The organism is Pseudomonas sp. LFM046 (assembly GCF_000949385.2).
In the GTDB taxonomy this organism is placed as follows: domain Bacteria; phylum Pseudomonadota; class Gammaproteobacteria; order Pseudomonadales; family Pseudomonadaceae; genus Metapseudomonas.
The window spans coordinates 3,631,567-3,650,413 of sequence record NZ_JYKO02000001.1; the positions used below are offsets into that span (position 1 = coordinate 3,631,567).

The 18,847-nt window shown below is 60.6% G+C and carries 18 protein-coding genes and 1 pseudogene; 11 read left to right on the forward strand and 8 right to left on the reverse strand.

Annotation, left to right across the window (positions count from 1 at the left end; all coding sequences use genetic code 11):
• Positions 1–56: 56 nt before the first annotated feature.
• Together TQ98_RS16715 and TQ98_RS16720 are read left to right on the forward strand one after the other, a co-directional pair.
• Entirely contained in the window at positions 57–980 is a 924-nt protein-coding gene (locus TQ98_RS16715) for a hydroxymethylglutaryl-CoA lyase (RefSeq protein WP_044874658.1), read from the forward strand.
• A gap of 36 nt (positions 981–1,016) precedes the next feature.
• Entirely contained in the window at positions 1,017–1,829 is an 813-nt protein-coding gene (locus tag TQ98_RS16720; protein WP_044874657.1) for a cupin domain-containing protein, read from the forward strand.
• A gap of 616 nt (positions 1,830–2,445) precedes the next feature.
• Here the strand turns inward: TQ98_RS16720 and TQ98_RS16725 are convergent.
• The 4 genes from TQ98_RS16725 to TQ98_RS16740 are packed head-to-tail and all read right to left on the reverse strand — an operon-like array spanning position 2,446 to position 6,401.
• Complete coding sequence (locus TQ98_RS16725) at positions 2,446–3,288, reverse strand: ABC transporter permease (protein WP_044874656.1); 843 nt, start codon at positions 3,286–3,288, stop codon at positions 2,446–2,448.
• Positions 3,288–4,208, reverse strand: coding sequence for an ABC transporter permease (locus TQ98_RS16730; protein ID WP_242443154.1), 921 nt, complete (start codon positions 4,206–4,208; stop codon positions 3,288–3,290). The genes TQ98_RS16725 and TQ98_RS16730 overlap by 1 nt, the downstream gene beginning before the upstream one ends.
• 44 nt (positions 4,209–4,252) lie before the next feature.
• Complete coding sequence (locus TQ98_RS16735) at positions 4,253–5,323, reverse strand: ABC transporter ATP-binding protein (RefSeq protein WP_044874654.1); 1,071 nt, start codon at positions 5,321–5,323, stop codon at positions 4,253–4,255.
• 25 nt (positions 5,324–5,348) lie between these two features.
• Positions 5,349–6,401 carry an ABC transporter substrate-binding protein gene (locus TQ98_RS16740; RefSeq protein WP_044874653.1) on the reverse strand — a complete coding sequence of 351 codons (1,053 nt, stop codon included), beginning with the start codon at positions 6,399–6,401 and terminating at the stop codon, positions 5,349–5,351.
• Positions 6,402–6,656: 255 nt separating this feature from the next.
• Between TQ98_RS16740 and TQ98_RS16745 the strand changes: the two genes are divergently transcribed.
• From TQ98_RS16745 to TQ98_RS16775, 7 genes are all read left to right on the forward strand, one after another.
• Positions 6,657–8,036, forward strand: coding sequence for an aspartate aminotransferase family protein (locus TQ98_RS16745; RefSeq protein ID WP_044874652.1), 1,380 nt, complete (start codon positions 6,657–6,659; stop codon positions 8,034–8,036).
• Between the two features lie 62 nt (positions 8,037–8,098).
• Positions 8,099–8,632 (forward strand): MarR family winged helix-turn-helix transcriptional regulator, encoded by a 534-nt coding sequence (locus tag TQ98_RS16750; RefSeq protein WP_082073296.1) that lies wholly within the window; start codon positions 8,099–8,101, stop codon positions 8,630–8,632.
• A 3-nt stretch (positions 8,633–8,635) separates the two neighbouring features.
• Positions 8,636–9,598: a nitronate monooxygenase gene (locus TQ98_RS16755; protein WP_044874650.1), complete on the forward strand. Its 963-nt coding sequence runs from the start codon at positions 8,636–8,638 to the stop codon at positions 9,596–9,598.
• Between the two features lie 14 nt (positions 9,599–9,612).
• Positions 9,613–10,359, forward strand: coding sequence for an enoyl-CoA hydratase/isomerase family protein (locus TQ98_RS16760; protein WP_044874649.1), 747 nt, complete (start codon positions 9,613–9,615; stop codon positions 10,357–10,359).
• Positions 10,356–11,597, forward strand: a complete 1,242-nt coding sequence (locus TQ98_RS16765; RefSeq protein WP_044874648.1) for a CaiB/BaiF CoA-transferase family protein — start codon at positions 10,356–10,358, stop codon at positions 11,595–11,597. Before TQ98_RS16760 ends, TQ98_RS16765 begins: the two co-directional genes overlap by 4 nt.
• Before the next feature lie 2 nt (positions 11,598–11,599).
• Positions 11,600–12,349 (forward strand): enoyl-CoA hydratase/isomerase family protein, encoded by a 750-nt coding sequence (locus tag TQ98_RS16770; protein ID WP_044874647.1) that lies wholly within the window; start codon positions 11,600–11,602, stop codon positions 12,347–12,349.
• A gap of 6 nt (positions 12,350–12,355) precedes the next feature.
• Complete coding sequence (locus TQ98_RS16775) at positions 12,356–13,987, forward strand: AMP-binding protein (protein ID WP_242443156.1); 1,632 nt, start codon at positions 12,356–12,358, stop codon at positions 13,985–13,987.
• A gap of 235 nt (positions 13,988–14,222) precedes the next feature.
• On the opposite strand, the gene TQ98_RS16780 is transcribed toward TQ98_RS16775, so the two are convergent.
• From TQ98_RS16780 to TQ98_RS16790, 3 genes are read right to left on the reverse strand one after another with little or no spacing between them, the layout of a single operon-like run.
• The gene (locus tag TQ98_RS16780) at positions 14,223–15,128 is read right to left on the reverse strand and encodes a plasmid partitioning protein RepB C-terminal domain-containing protein (protein ID WP_044874646.1); all 906 of its coding nucleotides are present in this window, start codon (positions 15,126–15,128) and stop codon (positions 14,223–14,225) included.
• A complete protein-coding gene (locus TQ98_RS16785; RefSeq protein ID WP_044874645.1) occupies positions 15,125–16,021 on the reverse strand; it encodes a plasmid partitioning protein RepB C-terminal domain-containing protein in 897 nt (298 codons plus the stop codon). The genes TQ98_RS16780 and TQ98_RS16785 overlap by 4 nt, the downstream gene beginning before the upstream one ends.
• Positions 16,021–17,574, reverse strand: coding sequence for a recombinase family protein (locus TQ98_RS16790; RefSeq protein WP_082073295.1), 1,554 nt, complete (start codon positions 17,572–17,574; stop codon positions 16,021–16,023). The genes TQ98_RS16785 and TQ98_RS16790 overlap by 1 nt, the downstream gene beginning before the upstream one ends.
• Before the next feature lie 122 nt (positions 17,575–17,696).
• Here TQ98_RS16790 and TQ98_RS16795 point away from each other — a divergent pair, with 122 nt between their 5' ends.
• Complete coding sequence (locus TQ98_RS16795) at positions 17,697–18,050, forward strand: hypothetical protein (protein ID WP_082073294.1); 354 nt, start codon at positions 17,697–17,699, stop codon at positions 18,048–18,050.
• Positions 18,051–18,169: 119 nt separating this feature from the next.
• Here TQ98_RS16795 and TQ98_RS16800 read toward each other — a convergent pair whose 3' ends face one another.
• Positions 18,170–18,379, reverse strand: a complete 210-nt coding sequence (locus TQ98_RS16800; RefSeq protein WP_044874643.1) for an antitoxin Xre/MbcA/ParS toxin-binding domain-containing protein — start codon at positions 18,377–18,379, stop codon at positions 18,170–18,172.
• A gap of 60 nt (positions 18,380–18,439) precedes the next feature.
• Between TQ98_RS16800 and TQ98_RS27925 the strand changes: the two are divergent.
• Positions 18,440–18,565 (forward strand): annotated as a pseudogene (locus TQ98_RS27925) (transposase domain-containing protein); the annotation flags it as partial.
• Positions 18,566–18,847 lie beyond the last annotated feature (282 nt).

The following is an 18,847-nucleotide window of genomic DNA, read 5'->3' on the forward strand; positions in this document are numbered from 1 at the left end:
AGTAGCTTTTGTTCACATTGTCAACCACTTCATCCCGTCACCTTGGAACGCCCCTCATGAAAGACGTGATCCTGTGCGAGTGCTTCGCTCGAGATGGCCTGCAGCATGAACCCGATTTCCTGCCCACCGACACCAAGCGCAAGCTGGTGGAGCGTTTCGCCAGCATCGGATTCAACCGGGTGGAAGCCACGTCCTATTCCAATCCTGCCGTTATCCCCCAATTCGCCGACGCCAGCGACCTGCTGGCGAGTCTCTATCGCCAGCAGGATGTCTTCTACAAGGCGACCTGCGCCAATGTGCGTGCCGTGGAACGAGCCCTGGCTGACCTGGACGCGGGTTTTGGCGCCAATGAGATCAGCCTGCTGGTATCCGCCTCGGAGTCCCATTCGCAGCGCAATCTCAAGCGCAGTCGTCAGGATCAATGGCAAAACATTGAACAGATGGCCCGGGCTGCCAACGGTCGATTTCGGTTAATCGGCACCATCTCGGTGGCCTTCGGCTGCCCGTTCGAAGGCCGGGTGGATGAGAGCAGTGTGCTTCGGGACGTCGCGGCATTCGCCGAGCGTGGAGTGAGTTTCGTCACCCTGGGCGACACGACTGGCGTCGCCACGCCCCACAGCGTCCGCAACCTCTTCGTCAAGGTGCTTGCCGAGTTCCCGAACATCACGCCCATCGCTCACTTTCACGATACCCGCGCTACCGGCCTGGTGAACTACGTCGCGGCCCTGGAAGCCGGCGTCCGCTACTACGACTGCGCCTTCGGCGGCGTGGGCGGACACCCGGCCAAGGTCAAGTACGGCGGCGGGCATACCGGCAATGTGTGCACTGAGGATTGGATCAACCTGCTCGAATCCATGGGGGTTCGGACCGGAATTGACCTCGAAGCCATGCTCGAAGTTGCCGCCGAATGCGAAGCGGCACTTGGTCGCGAGCTGCATAGCCGCGTCGTTCGCAGCGGCCTTAACCCGCTACTGACGTAAAAGGTCCAACCCCACCAACAAGAAAGAGGATGCAGCATGATCGGTACCCTTGCTAAAGCCACACCGCTGAGCCTGATGTTCGGTTTACTGATGTCCGCGACTGCAGCACAGGCGGAAGACAAGTTGCTTCTGGTCCACCGCAGTGAACTGCTGAGCACGCCACCAGGAGAAACGTTGCTCGGCCAGGAAATCTGGGACATGCATACGACCAGCCTGTCCCGCACCAGCATTATCCGCCTTGATGAAACCGCTCCGGCCGTGCGGCATGCTCAGGGTGAGCGCACGCTGATCGTCCTCGAAGGCAAGGTGGACTTCACCTTCGCCGATGGGCGGAGAACCCTCGGGGTCGGGGACTATGTGGCCATTCCGGCGGGACAGACTTACCAGATGGCCCCGGCCGGCGAGACCAAGCCCCTGCTACTCGGCTTCGACGTACCGGTCATCAGCATGCAGAGCAGCGCCCGCGGAGACCTGACCACCTCGGATAAGGCTGCTGCCCCTGTCATCAAGACTCAGGCGGCAATCATGGCCAGTCCTACCAACTGGAATGATCCCAGCGACCGCGGCTGGACCCTGGTGAAGACAACGGAGAAGCGCGTCAATCTGGTGGAAATGTTCTCCGAGCTGAAGAATCACAGCCACCCGGACGCCGACCACTCGCTGATCCTCTTGAAAGGCAGTGCACGGGTAGTCACCCCTAAGGAAGAGCGCCTACTCAAGCCTGGCGACTACGTGTCCATCCCGCAGAACGTCCCCCACAAGTATTACGTCGAAGGCGGCCAACCGGCCCTATTCATCAGCTTCGACGCTCCCGCTTACGACCCCGCCAAGACCATTTACTTCGAGTAATCCACTCGCCCCTGCAGTACCCCGCCATGCCGCACCACGCCAGCGGCATGGCGGTTCCCTCTTGCCCCCTCCGATTGCCCCGAACCACCATGAACAAGCCGAAGATTTGCACGCCGCGGACACTCGTTCCAATTGCAATCGTCCCCCGCCACGACTTTCGTTCTTCAGTTGCAGCCTCTTCTCAGCAATATTCGGCGTAAGCACGACGACCGGAACCTGAGGGGCAGGTTGCCGCTTGCATGACTCCAGCAATTAGAAGTGATACCCGACGCATCGACCTATCTCGCCCCGGGACTGGCCTGTTCAGCCGCCCTTGAAGTCAATGTCCTATGCACTGAGTACCGCCGCTTCAGAGAAATTTTTAGGAGGGCATAACAGGCTGCTCATTTGCGGCACGACGCTCAAATGGGCGCGCACCAGCCGCTGAGCACTGAACGGGTACCGATTGTTTGCAACAAGGTAGAACCACTGCCCACGGGGGAGACGAGACGCGTTCCACTTCTCCCCACGCCTTGGCGAAGCCCCAGCCGATAGTGGCTACACGTAGAGCCGGACGCTAAAAGGACGGGCAAAAAAAAGCGTGGCCAAAGCCACGCAAAAGTCCAGCCAATCGCAATCAGACAGGAGCCGACGCGGGTTGCCGCCGCTTTTCCAGCCCCTTGATGTACTGCATCGCCACCAGCAGCAGGATCGAAAGCACGATCATCAATGTAGAGACGGCCGCCACAGTCGGGTCGATCTGGTCGCGGATGTTGGCGAACATACGACGCGTCAGGGTCGAGCTCTCCCCGCCCACGATGAACAACGCGATAACTACCTCATCAAAGGACGCGATGAAGGCGAAGAGCGCGCCGGAGAAGATCGATAAGCGAATCTGCGGCAGGGTCACTGTGAGGAACGCCCAGGTACGGGACGCTCCCAGGCTGCGAGCCGCCATCTCCTGGTTCATGTCGAATCCCTGCAGGCCGTTGCCCACCGCGATCAGGACGAATGGAATCGCCAGTACGCTATGGGCCAGTACGAGCCCGGTGACGGTGTTGTTCAGGCCAGTGCGCGAATAGACGAAGAACACGCCCACCGCTACCAGGATGATCGGCACCAGCATGGGCAGCATCATCAGTCCGTTGGCCAGTTTCGCCAGCCCACCACGCACCTGAGACAGCCCGTAGGCCGCCAGAGTCCCCAGCACTGTGGCGACCAAGGTGGAGATGATCGCCACCTTGAAGGACACCCAGGTCGCAGTCATCCACTCCGGCGAGCCGAGATACGCTTCATACCAGCGCAGGCTCCACTCCCGCGGCGGGAACTCCAGGTACTGCGAAGCCGAGAACGACATGGGGATGACGATCAGGCAGGGAATGATTAGGAACAGAAGAATCAGACCCACCAGGCAGTAGAGCCACAGGCGATGCAGGTGGGTGATCTGGGTTGGTGTCACCGCTTCATTGAGATTGAGCATCAGGCTTTCCTCCCCGAGTCGTTGAGACCGAACACCCTTCTCATTCCCAGCAGGATGAGTACGGTGACCACCAACAATGCTACGCCGAGCGCACTGGCAGCCCCCCAGTTGCCGTAGAGGGCGATGGTGTCGCTGATCTTCATCGACCACATGGACACCCGGCCGCCACCCAGCAGTGCCGGCGTCAGGTAGAAGCCGAGGCAGAGCACGAAGACCAGGGTAATGCCGGAGGCCAGTCCCGGCAGGGATAGCGGCAGGAACACCTGGCGAAATGCCTGGGACGGCGTGGCACCGCAGTTGGCGGCGGCTGACAGCAGCAGCGGGTCGATGTTCTTCATCTTGTCGTAGAGCGGCAGCACCAGGAATGGCAGCATCACATGCACCATGCCCACCACGGTGCCGAAGAAGTTGTGGACCAGCGCTAGCGGCTGCTCGATCAGCCCCAGGTCCAGCAGCCAATTGTTGATGATGCCCTGGCGCTGCAGCAGAACCAGCCAGGCGTAGGTTCGGACCAGGATCGAGGTCCAGAACGGCAGCAAGACAAAGGCCATGCAGATCTGACCGGCCCGTTCAGGCAACTGGGACAGCAGGTAGGCCAACGGATAGCCAAGCAACACGCAGATCAGGGTGACGCAGAACGCCACCTTGAAGGTGATGACAAAGCTGCTCATGTAGACCGGCCGCAACAGGCGTTCGTAGTTCGCCAGGGTCAGCGCGCCACTGCTGTCAAAAGCCGACAACCAGAACAGCCAGGCCAGCGGAATGGCCAATACCACGAATACCAGCAGGAAACCGGGAAGGGTCAGCGACAGCAGTGTCCAGCGTTCCTTCCGCTCGGCGCGCGCCAGGGCGGCAGCCATGGACTGGCTATCAAGCCCCTCACCTCCCAACGGCATGCACAGGGTACTTATCGTCTTCATTTTCGAACCTCGTCGAAGCGCGTGAGGATGATCGTGATCGGAAGTCATGCCGACTCCGCCACCAGCAGCGTGTCCTCAGCGTGCAGCCAGAGTTCGACTGGTGCCCCCGGCACGGGCACGGGAACATCTCGGAATCCTTTCTGGTGTCTGGCAGTGAGCTCCGTACCGTCCGGTAGAACTAGGCCGACGTGGTAGCTGTCCCCCTGGTAGACCACGTCCCGGGCCGTACCTTGAATGCGGTTCATCGCATGGCCATCACCGCTGATCTGCCATTGCAGGCGTTCCGGTCGCACCATCAGGACGCGCTTCTGCGGGTGTCGAGTGGCCGTTCCCTGTGGCAGTTTCAACGGACGCCCCTGCAACATCACGCCGCCGCTCCCCTCCTCAACTTCCAGGAAACAGCTTTCACCGATGAACCCGGCGACGAAGCGGTCCGTCGGTCGCTCATACAAGGCGTCGGGCGTATCCAGCTGAGCCAGCTTCCCCTTGTTCAGTACGGCAATACGGTGGGAAAGCGTCAGTGCTTCCTTCTGGTCGTGAGTAACATAGATGGTGGTCATGCCCAAGCGTGCATGGAGCCGCTTGAGCTCCAGCTGCATGTGTTCACGCAGGTTCTTGTCCAGAGCTGAAAGCGGCTCGTCCATCAGCAGGATCTTGGGCTCGAAGACCATTGCCCTTGCCAGGGCCACGCGCTGACGCTGTCCACCGGATAACTGGTGGATTCCACGCTCGCCGAGGTGGTCCATCTGCACCATTTCCAGCGCCGCCTTGACCCGCTTGACCCGGTCGGCACCGCCCACCTTGCGCAGGCGCAGTGGGTACGCGACGTTTTCCGCCACCGTCATGTGCGGGAACAGCGCGTAGTTCTGGAACACCATGCCCACGTCGCGCTTGTGCGGAGGTCGAGTGAGGAACTCGACTCCGTCAACCTTGATTCTCCCTGAGTCAGGGCGAATGAATCCCGCCAGCACATTGAGCAGCGTGGTCTTCCCCGACCCCGAAGGACCGAGCAGAGTGAGAAACTCACCGGCATGCACATCAAGGGACACATGATCGATTGCGATGAATGATCCGTAGCCCTTGTAGACATCCCGAATCGCAATATTGCCTTGCATAACTCCGACCTCCGCAAATCCAGAACTATTGTGCGATCAGCTCTTTGTAGTCTTCTTGAACCTCGGTGACATGCCGACCCCACCAGCGCGGATCCATCATGGTCTGCTTGGCGCGGTTGGCAGGCGACATGTTCGACTGGTTCAGAATGTCCGCTGAGAAACTGGCCTTTTCAAAGGCCTGGTTATTGGTCGGGCCGTAGTAGCCCATCATGGTCGGGATACGGGCCTGGATGTCAGCAGATACCGTATTGGCGATGAGCTTCTGGGCGGCAGCGACGTTCTTCGCCCCCTTCAGGATGGCCATGCAGCCATAGCCCAGCAGCCCGTCATCGTAGGTGTAAGCAACCGGAGCCTTGTCCTTCACGACGGAGTCGACACGGCTACTCCAGATGGCGATCAGGTCGACCTCACCGTCCTTGATCAACTGCGAGGACTGGGCACCAGAGGTCCACCAAACCGCAACATCCGATTTGATCTTCTCCAATGAAGCCAAGCCGCGCTCGATATCCAGCGGGTAGAGCTGGTCACGCGGTACACCGTCGGCCAGCAGGGCGACTTCGAGCATTTCATCCGGAGCCACCGACAGTGCACGACGACCAGGGAATTTCTTCACGTCCCAGAACTCCTGCCAGTTCTTCGGGCCGTCCTTGAACTTGTCGGTGCGCCAGCCCATCACCACCGAGTAGCTATTGGTGGCGATCCAGTCCTTGCCCCGCGCGCGGCTGGGAATACCACTGGCATCGATGACGGAATAGTCCAGCGGCTCGAACATTCCCTGCTCGGAAAGCGCCGCACAGTCGTTGGCGCCGATATGAATGGCATCCCAGCTCGGCTTGCCCGACTGCACCTGCAGACGAACGGACGGCTGGCCATCGTGCGATTCCGTGCGCAGGGTCAGGCCGGCTTTCTCCGCCGAGGGTTTCCACAGTGTCTGGATCAGCGCGTCCTGCAGATTGCCGCCATAGCCGGCCACGGTGACCGTCTGCTCATCAGCGGCCATCACGGGCGCGACCAGGCTGACGGCCATGGCGCCCAGGAAGAGGCGGATCGCCTTGGGTGAGGGAAGTGTATCGATCATTTTCCAGCTCCTATTTCTAGCGCCCTGTCAGGCGCGGGACTTGTTCTTAGGCAGCGGTAATTCTCAAAGCTACATCCTGTTGCGGCATTGGGAGTGGGTCTTTAGTGCCTTCCGTCCGTCTGCCATCTCTATCGCCAGTTGGCCCCTTGAGATGGTTGACAACATGAACCACATGATTCACATTGTCAACCATGTTGAATGAGCAGGGTTACTCAGCGAGCAGCCCGATCGCAGGTCCGAACAGGAGCAATTGCCATGTCAAACTCGTTGCACGCAGCCGATATCGCCTTCCATATCCATAGCCAGACCAACCTCTCGATTCACGAGCAGGTAGGCCCGACCGTCATGGTTCGCGGCGAAGGGGTCTATACCTGGGACGACAAGGGCAAGCGCTACCTGGATGCCATGTCGGGCATGTGGAGTGCAGCCTTGGGTTACAGCGAAGAGCGCCTGGTACACGCAGCGCTGCGCCAGATGCAGGAACTGCCCTACCATCAGAACTTCGCCCATCGTTCCACCGAGCCGGCGATCCAGCTGGCCGAGCGTTTGATCCAGCTCGCCCCGGTGCCAATGTCCAAGGTCTTGTTCGCCTGCTCCGGCTCCGAAGCCAACGACACCGCGATCAAGCTGGCCTGGTATTACTGGAGTGCAGTCGGCCAACCCCAGCGCCGAAAGATCATCAGCCGCAACCGCGCCTATCACGGCACCACAGTGGCCAGCGCCAGCCTTACCGGCTTGCCGCACCTGCACCAGGACTTCGGGCTGCCCTTGCCCGGCTTCCTCCATGTCACCTGCCCCCACTACTACCGCGAGGGCTTGCCGGGCGAGAGTGAAGAAGCCTTCTCCGGCCGTCTGGCCGCAGAACTAGAAGCACTGATCGAAAGGGAAGGCGCCGACACCATCGCCGCCTTCTTCGCCGAGCCGCTGATGGGCACCGGTGGCGTGATCACCCCGCCGGCCGGCTATTTCGAGAAAATCCAGGCCGTGCTCAAGCGCCACGACATCCTGCTGGTGGCCGACGAAGTCATCTGTGGGTTCGGCCGCACCGGCAACTGGTGGGGTTCGCAGACCTTCGGCCTGAAACCGGACATGCTGACCTGCGCCAAGGCTCTGTCGGCTTCCTACTTGCCGATCTCCGCCCTGATGATCTCCGAAGGTATCTACCAGGCCATGAAGAGCCAAAGCGAGAAGATCGGGGTGTTCGGCCATGGCTACACCTACGGCGGCCATCCGGTGCCGGCGGCCGTCGCACTCGAATGCCTGAACATCTACCAGGAGCGCCAGCTGCCAGAGCATGCCCAGCGCGTCGGCAGCCGTCTGGGGACTGGCCTTCGCAAGCTGGCCGACCATCCCCTGGTGGGCGAAGTGCGTGGTGAAGGCTTGATGTGGGGGGTGGAGGTCGTCGCGGACAAGGCGAACAAAACCGCATTCCCCAGGGAATGGAAAGTCGCCCTGGCTGTTTCGCAACAAACCGAAGCCAACGGCGTGACCGCCCGCGCCCTCAACGACTCGGTGGTCTTCGCGCCGCCGCTGATCATTTCCGAAGCGGAAGTCGACTTGGTGCTGGACGCATTTTCCAGGGGCCTGGACGCCACGCTCGACAAACTTGTCGCCCAGTCGCGATTCAGTCGTTGAGCAAGTCCGAGCAGTCCAGAACAATGAGGCACTGATGACAGGAACTCCTCATAGGTGACCCCATGAAAAAACAAGCAACAGCAGTCAATCGCGATATCGAAGCATCCACGGACATGCGCGACCTGTTCTCCGTGCAACTGCAGCGTCTGGCGGGACTCTCCAGCCGGATCGCTGCCTTGGTGATCCCCCAGCACTTTTCCATCACGGTGCTGGAGTGGCGGACCCTCGCCATCCTCGACTACCTCGGTGAAGCCCCGCTGGTTCGAGTAGCGAAGCATGCTGGCGTGCTCAAGAGCCAGATGAGTCGACTGGTGACGAATCTGAGCAAGCGAGAGCTGATCGAGCGCCAACCCAACCCGGAGGATGGGCGTAGCGCCCTGCTGTGCCTGAGCCCGGCGGGCAAGGACCTGGTGCGCCGCATCCTCGACGATTCCCAGGCCCGTAATGAAGCCATGCTTGACGGGCTGTCCGGTGAGGAACGCGAGCAGCTCAAGGCGCTGATGCAGCGGGTTTACGCCAACAGCCTGGCCTACTTCGGCGAGCTGAAGAAACACACCCCGTATGACCACCCTGAAGATGAAGACCATGAGGACTGATCGATGCCTATCGATACCCGTCTGACCCGTTTGCTGGGTATCTCCTATCCGATTGTTCAGGCTGGCATGAGCTGGGCATCGAGTTGCGCGGCATTGCCGGCAGCAGTTTCCAACGCCGGCGGTCTCGGCGTCATCGCGGCGGGTCCCATGCGCCTGCCGGACCTCACGGAGACAATCCGTGAGGTCAAAGCACTTACCAACAAGCCCTTTGCGGTGAACATGCCTCTCTACCGCAAGGGTGCTGAAGAAGTCCTGGATCTGCTGGTCGCCGAACGCGTCCCGGTGATTATTGCCAGCCAGGGCTCACCGAAGGCACATCTGGCACGCTTCAAGGACTACGGCGCCACTTGGCTGCACGTAGTCGCCTTCGTCGAGCACGCGATAAAGGCCAGTGCGGTCGGCGTCGACGGCTTGGTGGTGGTAGGAAGCGAAGCTGGCGGCCATCCACCGGCCAATGAAGTGAGCACCCTGGTGAATGTGCGCAGGGTGCTCCAGGAAGTCAGCATTCCCGTCGTGGCCGGTGGTGGTGTTGCCGATGGTTACGGCATCGCCGCCCTGCTGGCCCTTGGCGCCGACGCAGTCCAGCTCGGCACCCGGTTCATGCTCAGCGAAGAAGCCAACTTGCATCCTGCCTACAAGCAGCGGGTGCTGGAGGCAGAGATTGATGAAACCGTCCTCGTAGGACGCAAGCTCCCCGTCCGCAGCCTGCGCAATGCGTTCACGGAACGCGTGGCGAACGCCGAGCGCGACGGTCTCCCCGAGCGCGACCCGGCTGCGTACGAGGCCCTGCTGGCCTCCGCAAGCCTGAAGCAGGCGTCATTCGACGGTGACATCGGCAACGGAAAAGTGGAAGCGGGCCAATCCGCCGGCCTGGTCCGCGAGCTGCTGCCTGCCAGCGCCATCATGCATTCGCTGATCGAAGAACTTGAGCAGGCACTATCCCGCCTGCGCGCCATGCAATCCTGACGGGAGCCTGCACCATGACCCAAGAGCCAGTCGTTCTGACCCAAACCGCCGACGGCGTCCAGACCATCACGCTGAACCGTCCCGACAAACTCAATGCGTTGAACTTCGCCCTCACCGAAGGCCTGGTAGCAGCACTGAAGGCGGCTGATGCCGACGAAGCCGTGCGCGCGGTGATAGTCACCGGCGCCGGGCGCGGTTTCTGCGCAGGCGCCGACACTCGCGAATTCGCCGTGCTGACCCCGGACAACCAGGAACTGGTAGATCGCCGTGCCGCCCTCACCACCGAACTCCAGGGGCTGGTCAAACACATGAGCAAGCCGGTAATCGCGGCAGTGAACGGCTACGCGATGGGCGGCGGCAGTGGACTGGCGATCTCCTGCGACCTCGCACTGGCGAGCGAATCGGCACGCTTCGGCTATCCCGAGGTAAAGCATGGGATTGTTGCTGCCATCGTGATGGCGGGTCTGGTCGAGCACGTAGGTCGCAAAGCGGCTTTTGAGCTGGTGGCCACTGGTCGCACAGTTGATGCAACGGAAGCAATGAAGCTGGGGCTGGTGAACCGCGTAGTGCCAGACGATGAGTTGCTGGCCGAAGCCGAGGAGCTGGCACTCGCATTGGCGGCTCACCCGCAGAACGCCATGCAAGCAACCAAGAAGATCTTCCACCAGGTGGCAGAGCTCCCCTTCAGCGAAGGACTCAAGCTTGGCCAGCAGTTGAATGCCCAGATGCGTGCCTTCCGGCAGAAGGAGCAAGTCGCATGAAACCGCTGGAAGGCATTACCGTTATCGAATTGGCGCGGGTGCTGGCCTGCCCGTTCGCCGGGATGATCCTGGCTGAACTGGGTGCCCGCGTGATCAAGGTGGAACAGCCCTTGTGCGGCGACGAGACCCGCGGCTACGAACCCTTCGTCGGTCAAGACGAACTGGTCCGGGACCAACTGGATGAAGATGCCTTGGCAGCAGCCCTGGGCCACGAACGCAGCGCGTACTTCTACGCTTTTAACCGCAGCAAGGAATCCATCACCGTTAACCTGCGCAGCGCCGAGGGCCAAGAGGTCGTTCGTAAGCTTGTCAACAGCGCGGATGTGGTGTTGGAGAACTTCCCAGTCGGCACCCTGAAACGCTATGGGCTCGATTGGCCCAGCCTGAAGGAAATCAATTCGCGGCTGATCTATGTGTCTTGTACGGGGTTCGGCCAGACCGGCCCCTATGCAAAGAAAAAAGGCTACGACACTGTGTTCCAGGCCATGAGCGGCATCATGAGCCTGACCGGCGAGAAGGACGGGGGCCCGGTCAAGCCCGGCATCCCGGTCTCGGATCTCAGCTCCGGTCTTTGGATCGCGCTTGGCATCGTATCGATGCTGCAAGGCCGGGGTCACGACGGTGCTGGTTCCTATCTGGATTTCTCCATGCTAGACGGCCAGATCAGCCTGCTGTCCCTCGCCGCGGCCCGCTACTTCGCGCTGGACGAAGTGCCCGAGCGTCTCGGTACCGAGCATCCCGGTCGTGTGCCTTCGGCCAGCTTCCGCTGCGCTGACGGCGGCTTCGTTCACATCACAGGTGCCGACCAGCATTGGCACCCGCTGTGCGAACTCCTGGGTCTCAACGATCTGGCTCAGGACCCGAGGCTGCAGGTCAACAGCGGTCGCGTCATGCACCGCGACGAGGTCATGGCAGCCCTAAGTGAAGCCACAGGACGGATGACCCGCGACGAACTCTGCGCGGCCTGCGACGCCGCCGGGGTACCGGCAGGCCCGCTGAAGACGCTGGACGAAGTGGTAGTGGATCCCCACCTGAACGCCCGCGGTGTGTTCAGCGAGTTCGAGCACCCGGAGGGCGGGCGCTTCCCGGCGATCCGCCTGCCCTTCCAGTTCAATGGTCTGGAGAATCCGGCCCCTAGCCGTCCACCACTGCTGGGCGAGCACACCGAAGCGGTTCTGTCTGGCCTGGGCTACAGCCCCCAGCGAATCGAAGCACTGCGCACTGACGGAGCGATCTGAACATGCAAATTCTGGAACTGGGCAGAGTAAGCCTGTCCCTCGACGAACACATTGCCACGATCACTTTGAATCGCCCCGAGGCGCGCAATGCCTTGAATACCGGGCTCTGTCAGGACCTGCATGCTGCCATTCGCGAAGTCGGCGCTTGCCAGGACGTCCATGTGGTTCTGATCCGCGCCAATGGGCCTGTGTTTTGCGCCGGTGCCGATCTGAAAGAACGCAAGGAGATGAACGAGGACCAGATCCGCGCACGGCGCATCAAGGCCTTCGCGGTCTATGCAGCCATTGAAGAACTGCCGATGCCGGTCGTGGCGGTTATCGAGGGGCCAGCCGTGGGTTCTGGCTGCGAAATTGCCGGCGCTTGCGACTTCATCGTTGCCAGCGAGGCCGCCAGCTTCCGTTATCCAGAGGCGCGCTGGGGCACCGTCGGCGCCACCCAACGTTTGCCACGCATCGTGGGCCGTCGCATCGCCAAGGAATTGATGTTCACCGGTCGTGAAGTGTCCGCACAGGAAGCCGTAGACATCGGCCTGGTCAACCAGGTGCGCCCCGTCGAGGAGTTTCCTGACTTTGTCATGGAACTGGCCCGAAGCATTGCGGCAGCACCTGGTGCAGCCATGCGCAGCGCCAAGCGCACTATTGATCGGGGTGTCGACGACAGCCGATTTGGAGCCCTCGCCCATGAAATCCTGGCAATCGAGGAGAACCTCAACCAGGGCACCTGGCGCGCCGGTATGACTTCGTTTTCCTGAGGACAGATGATGACTGCAAACGCTTCCCCGCTCCCCGGTCCGCTCTGGTCAGTCCTCAAGGACGTCGCCAGCCAACATCCGGACAATGATGCGCTGGTAGCCGAAGACGGCCGCCTAAGTTACAGCGCCCTGCTCAAGCAGGTCGAGACGACCGCAAAGGGCATGATCGCATTGGGCCTGCAGCGCGGCGATCACATCGGCGTGTTGATGGGCAACTCCGTGCAGTGGGCAGTGATCTGGTATGCGGCGGCCTCCATCGGACTTGTCTGCGTTCCGTTCAATACCCGCTTTCGCACGGAAGAGCTAGGTTACGGGCTGGTTCATGAAGACGTGCGCGCCTTGTTCTGCGTCGACCGCTTCCTGGGGAAGATCGACTTCAGCGCGATGCTGCGCGAGGTCGAGCCGGCCATTGACCAAGCGCTTCCTGGCAAGGCCCTGCCCTTGCTGCGGCATGTGGTCGTATTTGGCGAGCAGGTGCCGGCCGGCGCTATCAGCGAGGAACGCTTCCTCATCCTGAGCAAGGGTATCGCTGTCGCGGAGCTGAGCCAGGCACGCGACCAAGTGCAACCGGACGATACCTTGCTGATCCAATTCACCTCGGGCACCACTGCGTTTCCCAAGGGCGTAATGCTCAGCCACGCCTCAATGCTGGGCGTAGCCAAATCCGTAGCCGGACGCATGGGCGTTCGTTACGACGACCGCTACTTCAGCCCCCGCCCCTTCTACCATGTCGCCGGCAGCACCATGTCGCTGCTCGTGGCGTTGGTGCATGGCGCTACCTTGGTAACCGCTGCCACCTTCGACCCCGCGCAGGCGCTAGAGATCATGAGCCGAGAGCGTTGCACGCTGACCTCAGGCAACGACACCATGTTCCTGATGCTACTCGCCGAGCCGAGCTTCGAAGAAAAGAAACTGTACTTGCGTGGTGGCTGGGCCGCCGCCAGCCCGCAGATCCTTCAGGATGTAGTCGACAAGATGGGAGCAGCGGAAATCTGCAATGCCTACGGCCTATCCGAAGCCTCTCCCAACATCGTGATCTCCGACTATCGCGAACCGCTCGAATACCGCCTGGATGGCTCAATGAAACCCCATGAGGGCCTGCAGGTGGAAATTCGCAACCCGGCCACCGGTGAGACGCTGCCCGCGGGTCAACCGGGCGAAATCTGCGCCAGTGGCTGGAGCCTGATGAAGGGGTATTACAAGCTGCCGGAACAGACCGCGTCGGCCCTGCGCGGCGGCTGGCTGCACACGGGGGATCTCGGTGTACTTTCCGCCGACGGCCGCTTGCGCTTCGTTGGCCGACTCAAGGATATGTTCCGTGTCGGTGGCGAAAACGTGTCGCCCCTAGAGGTGGAGCAGGTACTGCTGAAACACCCGGCCGTCGAACTGGCTCAAGTGATCGGTGTACCCGACGCCCGGCTGGGGGAAGTGCCAGCGGCATACGTCACCTTGAAGCAAGGTGTCTCAGCGTCCTCGGATGAGCTCATCTGCTTCTGCAAGCAACGATGTGCCAACTTCAAGGTTCCGCGTTTCCTGGCCATCGTCGAGGACTTCGAAAGCATTGGCATGACTGGCTCCAGCAAAGTCCAGAAAGGCCGCCTGCGCGAACATGCAATACAGCAGTTTGGCCTGAAGTAGAGCCTCCACTTCGCAAGACTCACTCGCCTCCGCAAGGAGGCTTTTTTTTTGCCACCGATAAGCGCTCCAAACAGCCCACCAAGCCCAAGGCGGCTCAAAGCATGCGCGGGAGGTCACCTTTGCAGGGGTGGCGTTGGCTGCATGGTCATGAGCCTCAGCTTCGCCGGGCTTGCCGTGGACCAACGCCACCTGGCGAGTGCCTGGCGCGAGCAGCCACTTAGCGCAGAATGAGGACCTATTCGCGCTCTAGACTGCGGGCATCGGCGGTGACCGCATCCATGACCACCGCCAGTTCCCGCCCTAGGTCCGGCTCGAAGCGCTCCAGATAGGCGGCGATAGTTTCATTGCGCAGCAAGCGGGAGACGTAGCCCTTGGCAACCACGAGCACCAGCATGGTTTCGCCGAGGGTGTCCTCGACCAGCCTATAGTCGTGGTAGAGCTTCTCCATTTCCCGCTCCATCCGCGCAATGTCTTCAGCCGTCACGCCCTCACTGACTTTCTTCGGTTCGACCAGTTGTTCGGGACGGGTTGCGGCCAACACCATTTCGGCGTAACGGCCGGTGAAACAGTTGGCCGAGATCATCATCTCCACTACTTCGATCTGGCGCATGGGCCTCATCTTGCGCAGCACGCGAAAGACCGCCTGACTGACCATGCGGGTCTTGAGCAACTCCGCGACCTCTGGCGCAATCCCCCTCAGCAGATGCTGGCGTTCGCGGATGCGCCCGACGTTGACGCTCAAAACCTCCGCGATCCGCTCAGCCGTGGCCCCTTTGCGAATGGCCTCCAGAATCATCTTGTGCTCTTGGATCGGCGTGAGGCGGTTGATCTGCCGGTTATAGGTAAAGCCCTCATCATCCGTGGCCAGCAGACAGAGCGCTTCCGACGCGCCCAACTGCTTTAAGGCGGCTAAACGCAGATGACCATCCAACAGTAGGTAGCGGGTCTCCCCGCCCGCCCCCCGAATCGGCTCGGGATGAACCGCCAGAGGTTCAACCACCCCCAACTCTCTAATGGACGCCAGAATCGCGGCGTATTTGACCGAGACCAGCATGTCGTGGCTGACCTGACGCGATGGCAGGATTTGCGGCAGGGGGACAGTAATCAAGTCGGGCTCGAAGGCGCGTTTAACGGCGGTCATGCATCCCCCTGAATGCGCTCAGCCAACACCTGTGGGATGTCATCGATGCCTTCACTCCGCAACAACGAGCGGAAGTACTCATCGGCCAACAACCGGCGTAACGCGGTCACCACAAAAAGCAAACGTTGCTCGCCGACATCCGCCTTCTTCACCATTAGGCGCTGACGGCGCACCTCGGTTTGATAGGCGTTCAGAAGCTGGCGCGGTGTGGTCATTCGTTCGGCGCCTTGGCGTATCCCATAGCCTTTACCCAGGAGGCGTCGCCGGTCGATAAGACGACGAACCTTGATCAGTTGATCCCCCTTCAACACCCCACTTTCGTAGGCCTCCAGCATTGCTGCCTGCACCTCGGTATCGTCAGCCCGTGCCACCTCCGTTGCCACTTTAATCGGCAGCCAGCCCTTCTCGACCGCTGCGATCAAGCGCTCCTCCCCTTGGCGCAACAGGATCAGGATCCCGCCAACGTAAGCACCGTCCAAGCAAGTTTTCTGAGCTATTTGCTTAATGGAGTAACCACGTTCATGCAGTACGCTGATGGCCATCAGCAAATCGCGGTTCGAGTGCTTTCGCCGGGCCAGATTCTCTACCAGGCTGATCAGGTAACGATCCGCCTCGGTCGCCGTAACCACCACCGCCGGAATCGTCGACTCACCCAGGATCTTGAAAGCTTCGAAGCGCCCCTGGCCACAAATCAGATCGAAGCTCGGACCATTTCGAGTCACTGTAATCGGTCGTTTCAGCCCTAGACTGGCGATGTTTTCCACGAGTCGCGCAAAGACTTGCTGATTGCGACTTCGCGGGTTCAACACGCGAATATCCGCCAACGGGATTTGGGCAATGGGCGCCGCTTGCGCAATATGAAGTGCAGGATGATTTTCCTGCGGCATGGCCATTACGCAGCCCTCATCAGAGGTAGACGCCGACTCAGGGCCGCCAAGATGTCCAGGCTGTCGAACCGATAGAGTTCCAACTCGCGGGGGTTGGTGTCTCCCAGACGCAAGTGCGGTGCCGCCAAATCAATCATCGGAAAGAGGTAGTAGTCGAGCACCTCCTGCTCGCCCGGTAGCATGCGTACCGCGACGGTCAGGTCAGGCAACAGCCCGAAGTCGAAGCGAAGTTGCCAGCGCCTGCGCGCAGAAGCAGGGCACTGACAGCGGCAAAGGACCACCGAGATCGAGAACTCGTCGTTGACCCAAATCAGTTGGGTCTGGGGATCGACCGTGATGCGACCGCCTACGACGCGAATGCGCTCCTGCGTGTCGACCAATATATGGGGGTGCCGCTCACGCAGACGGCGATTGGCCTCAAGATAGCTGTAGTCTCGTGCAGGGGAGTAGCCGATTAGGCTGTAGCTGCGCAGCAAACTGCCGAAGCGCTGGCGATAACAACTGCTGGAGGGGCAGTCCTCCTGCTCGTCAATGATCAACCCAGACAGGCAGCCTCGCTCCTCAAAAAGCTGCTTCAAGGTGACCAGCATTTGCTCATCGGACCAGTGCCGTGAACGCGCGCGGATGATGGCCTGCGCCGCGAGGAATAACGAGTGGTCGACCACGGGGGAGAAGGCGCCGTCGGCTCGCACCCACTGATCAATTGGATTGCGGGTACGGTGCTGCTTCAGTTTGCCAGAGGTACGATTCCAGACGTTGTTGCCGATGTATTTCTCGTTGATCAGCACTTGGTGCACTACGCCCCGTGTCCACGGTCGCTCCCAGTCGGTGCGAAGTCCGCGCCGATTCAGCTGCTCTGCAATGTCGGCTTCGGTGCGGCCTTCTTTGACAAAGGCCTGATAAATGCCCTGAATCACCTCCTGTTCGGGTTCCGGCCCCGGGGTGAGGATCACCCGATCCGTCTGAAGGCTCTTGTGCTCACCACGACTCAGGAGCGCTTTCGGCTGTCCGGCCTGATCGATCAGTTGGCGCCGCAACCCATACCCTGCTGGCCCGCCCTGTCGGTATCCCAACTCGATCAGGCGCGACTGCCCCGCAAATACCTTGACGGATAGCTCGCGGCTGTACTCACCCGCCATCATGCGTTTAACGCTTTTGATGATGCTGGATACAGGTGAACCATCGTTGACGAACTGTTCGGCACAATACTCGACCCGAACACCGGCCTGCCGACAGCGGACTTCGTAGCTGGCACTCACATCAGGATCCTGAAAGCGTCCCCAGCGACTCACGTCATAGACCAGTACCACTGAGAAGTCGGACTGGCCGGCATCAACGTCCCGAAGCAAATGTTGAAGGGCTTCTCGACCGTCCAGACTCAGCCCACTTTTCCCCGCATCCGTGTACACCCGGACGATATCCAACTCATGCGCTGCAGCGTAGACGCGAATGGCGTCTAGCTGATTCTCCGTGGAGTACTGCTGATGCTCCGTCGACATACGGACATAGGCCGCCGCCCTATTGCTGCCCTCTGCCGTGGATAAATTTGTTCGTCTCATTTTCAGATCGATGCCCCCTCAGCGGCTTTGGGTCTACACCCATGCCGAGCCGTAGACCGCGCCCCGTCTACTGGCCTTTGACGGATGCACCACTAACGAATCTAGAGAGGGGAAACGGAAAAATGATCGCGAAAATGGGCAATCCATTTCCAATCAGTGCAGAAACCTATGCCGGCGCCTTGGCCGCTGCCTTGCGCACCGAGCTGGGCACGTCACATCGCGCAATAAAGACGCTGCGACACTGGACCGATGCCAGTGAACGCACCGCCAAGCATTGGCTTGCGGGAAGTCACGGTCCCAGCGGCCTTCACTTGATTGAACTGATTCGGCATTCCGACCACGCCCTCCAGGTGGTACTCGAATTGGCCCAACGAAACTCATCCGTGGCAGTTATTTGGCTTCCCGCCCTGCGTGAGCGATTGCTTGATACCGCAGAGCTGATTGAGGCTTGCCTGAGCCCAAGCGGGTCTCACTGATTGCCCACTGCGGAGACCAAAGCCAGCCGCGAGGAAGTCAGCAGAAAGCGCCCTGATCAGATGCGCTCGGCTGGAATACCGTCTGGTTCGTGTCACCCAGGACAACTCACAAGTACGGCTCATGGCGGCACGCCATGGGCCAACTTTTCGAGCAGTGTCAGGAATGCTTGGCGCCCCGCCTTGCTCTGAACGAGGTCTTTCGGGTGTTGCCCACCAAGACCGATCACTGGAGAGGAGAACCACCGCGATGCGCTCAAATGGTTGTAACCGAAGAACGCCACGGCCTCGTGAATGACCCGAACGATGGCTAGCGTGTCATCCCAGTCCACGAGAGCAGGCTCCACAAGTTCAACCGACTCTGGCCACAGAGCCCTTGCGATGCGGGATTTGGCAAGCGGGCGGCATCGATCATGAGCTTGATCCAGTCAGCGCGGATGATTGGGCATGACCTGTATGCCAATTGGAAGGATGTGCTTACGCGGCTGCCGACGCAGCGGGCGAGTGAGTTCGATTAACTGCTGCCCCATTGGGTGCCTGTCCTACACAAAATCGAGGCTTGTAGGAGCCTCGCCAGCCTACTAAGCCGGACGATTACACCTGGATGGAGCGTTCTATATCAATGATCTAACACCCGACAGTGGCCTTCTGGAATATAAACCGCTCCTTACGACTGGTGAAAAAGTCCTACAGGCTTTTTCACTCCGTCTGAAGGACGTATGGTGTCGAGCTGAAGCAATACAGGCACAACTCAGACCCCTTGCCTCCGCTGCCTGATCAGGACATCACAGGACACCCAC

Coding starts and splice junctions, on each gene's coding strand:
- TQ98_RS16795 (WP_082073294.1), top strand. CDS start 17,697: ATGATCGCGAAAATGGGCAATCCATTTCCAATCAGTGCAGAAACCTAT.
- TQ98_RS16720 (WP_044874657.1), top strand. CDS start 1,017: ATGATCGGTACCCTTGCTAAAGCCACACCGCTGAGCCTGATGTTCGGT.
- TQ98_RS16725 (WP_044874656.1), bottom strand. CDS start 3,288: ATGCTCAATCTCAATGAAGCGGTGACACCAACCCAGATCACCCACCTG.
- TQ98_RS16735 (WP_044874654.1), bottom strand. CDS start 5,323: ATGCAAGGCAATATTGCGATTCGGGATGTCTACAAGGGCTACGGATCA.
- TQ98_RS16750 (WP_082073296.1), top strand. CDS start 8,099: ATGAAAAAACAAGCAACAGCAGTCAATCGCGATATCGAAGCATCCACG.
- TQ98_RS16730 (WP_242443154.1), bottom strand. CDS start 4,208: ATGAAGACGATAAGTACCCTGTGCATGCCGTTGGGAGGTGAGGGGCTT.
- TQ98_RS16770 (WP_044874647.1), top strand. CDS start 11,600: ATGCAAATTCTGGAACTGGGCAGAGTAAGCCTGTCCCTCGACGAACAC.
- TQ98_RS16775 (WP_242443156.1), top strand. CDS start 12,356: ATGATGACTGCAAACGCTTCCCCGCTCCCCGGTCCGCTCTGGTCAGTC.
- TQ98_RS16740 (WP_044874653.1), bottom strand. CDS start 6,401: ATGATCGATACACTTCCCTCACCCAAGGCGATCCGCCTCTTCCTGGGC.
- TQ98_RS16715 (WP_044874658.1), top strand. CDS start 57: ATGAAAGACGTGATCCTGTGCGAGTGCTTCGCTCGAGATGGCCTGCAG.
- TQ98_RS16745 (WP_044874652.1), top strand. CDS start 6,657: ATGTCAAACTCGTTGCACGCAGCCGATATCGCCTTCCATATCCATAGC.
- TQ98_RS16780 (WP_044874646.1), bottom strand. CDS start 15,128: ATGACCGCCGTTAAACGCGCCTTCGAGCCCGACTTGATTACTGTCCCC.
- TQ98_RS16755 (WP_044874650.1), top strand. CDS start 8,636: ATGCCTATCGATACCCGTCTGACCCGTTTGCTGGGTATCTCCTATCCG.
- TQ98_RS16790 (WP_082073295.1), bottom strand. CDS start 17,574: ATGAGACGAACAAATTTATCCACGGCAGAGGGCAGCAATAGGGCGGCG.
- TQ98_RS16765 (WP_044874648.1), top strand. CDS start 10,356: ATGAAACCGCTGGAAGGCATTACCGTTATCGAATTGGCGCGGGTGCTG.
- TQ98_RS16785 (WP_044874645.1), bottom strand. CDS start 16,021: ATGGCCATGCCGCAGGAAAATCATCCTGCACTTCATATTGCGCAAGCG.
- TQ98_RS16760 (WP_044874649.1), top strand. CDS start 9,613: ATGACCCAAGAGCCAGTCGTTCTGACCCAAACCGCCGACGGCGTCCAG.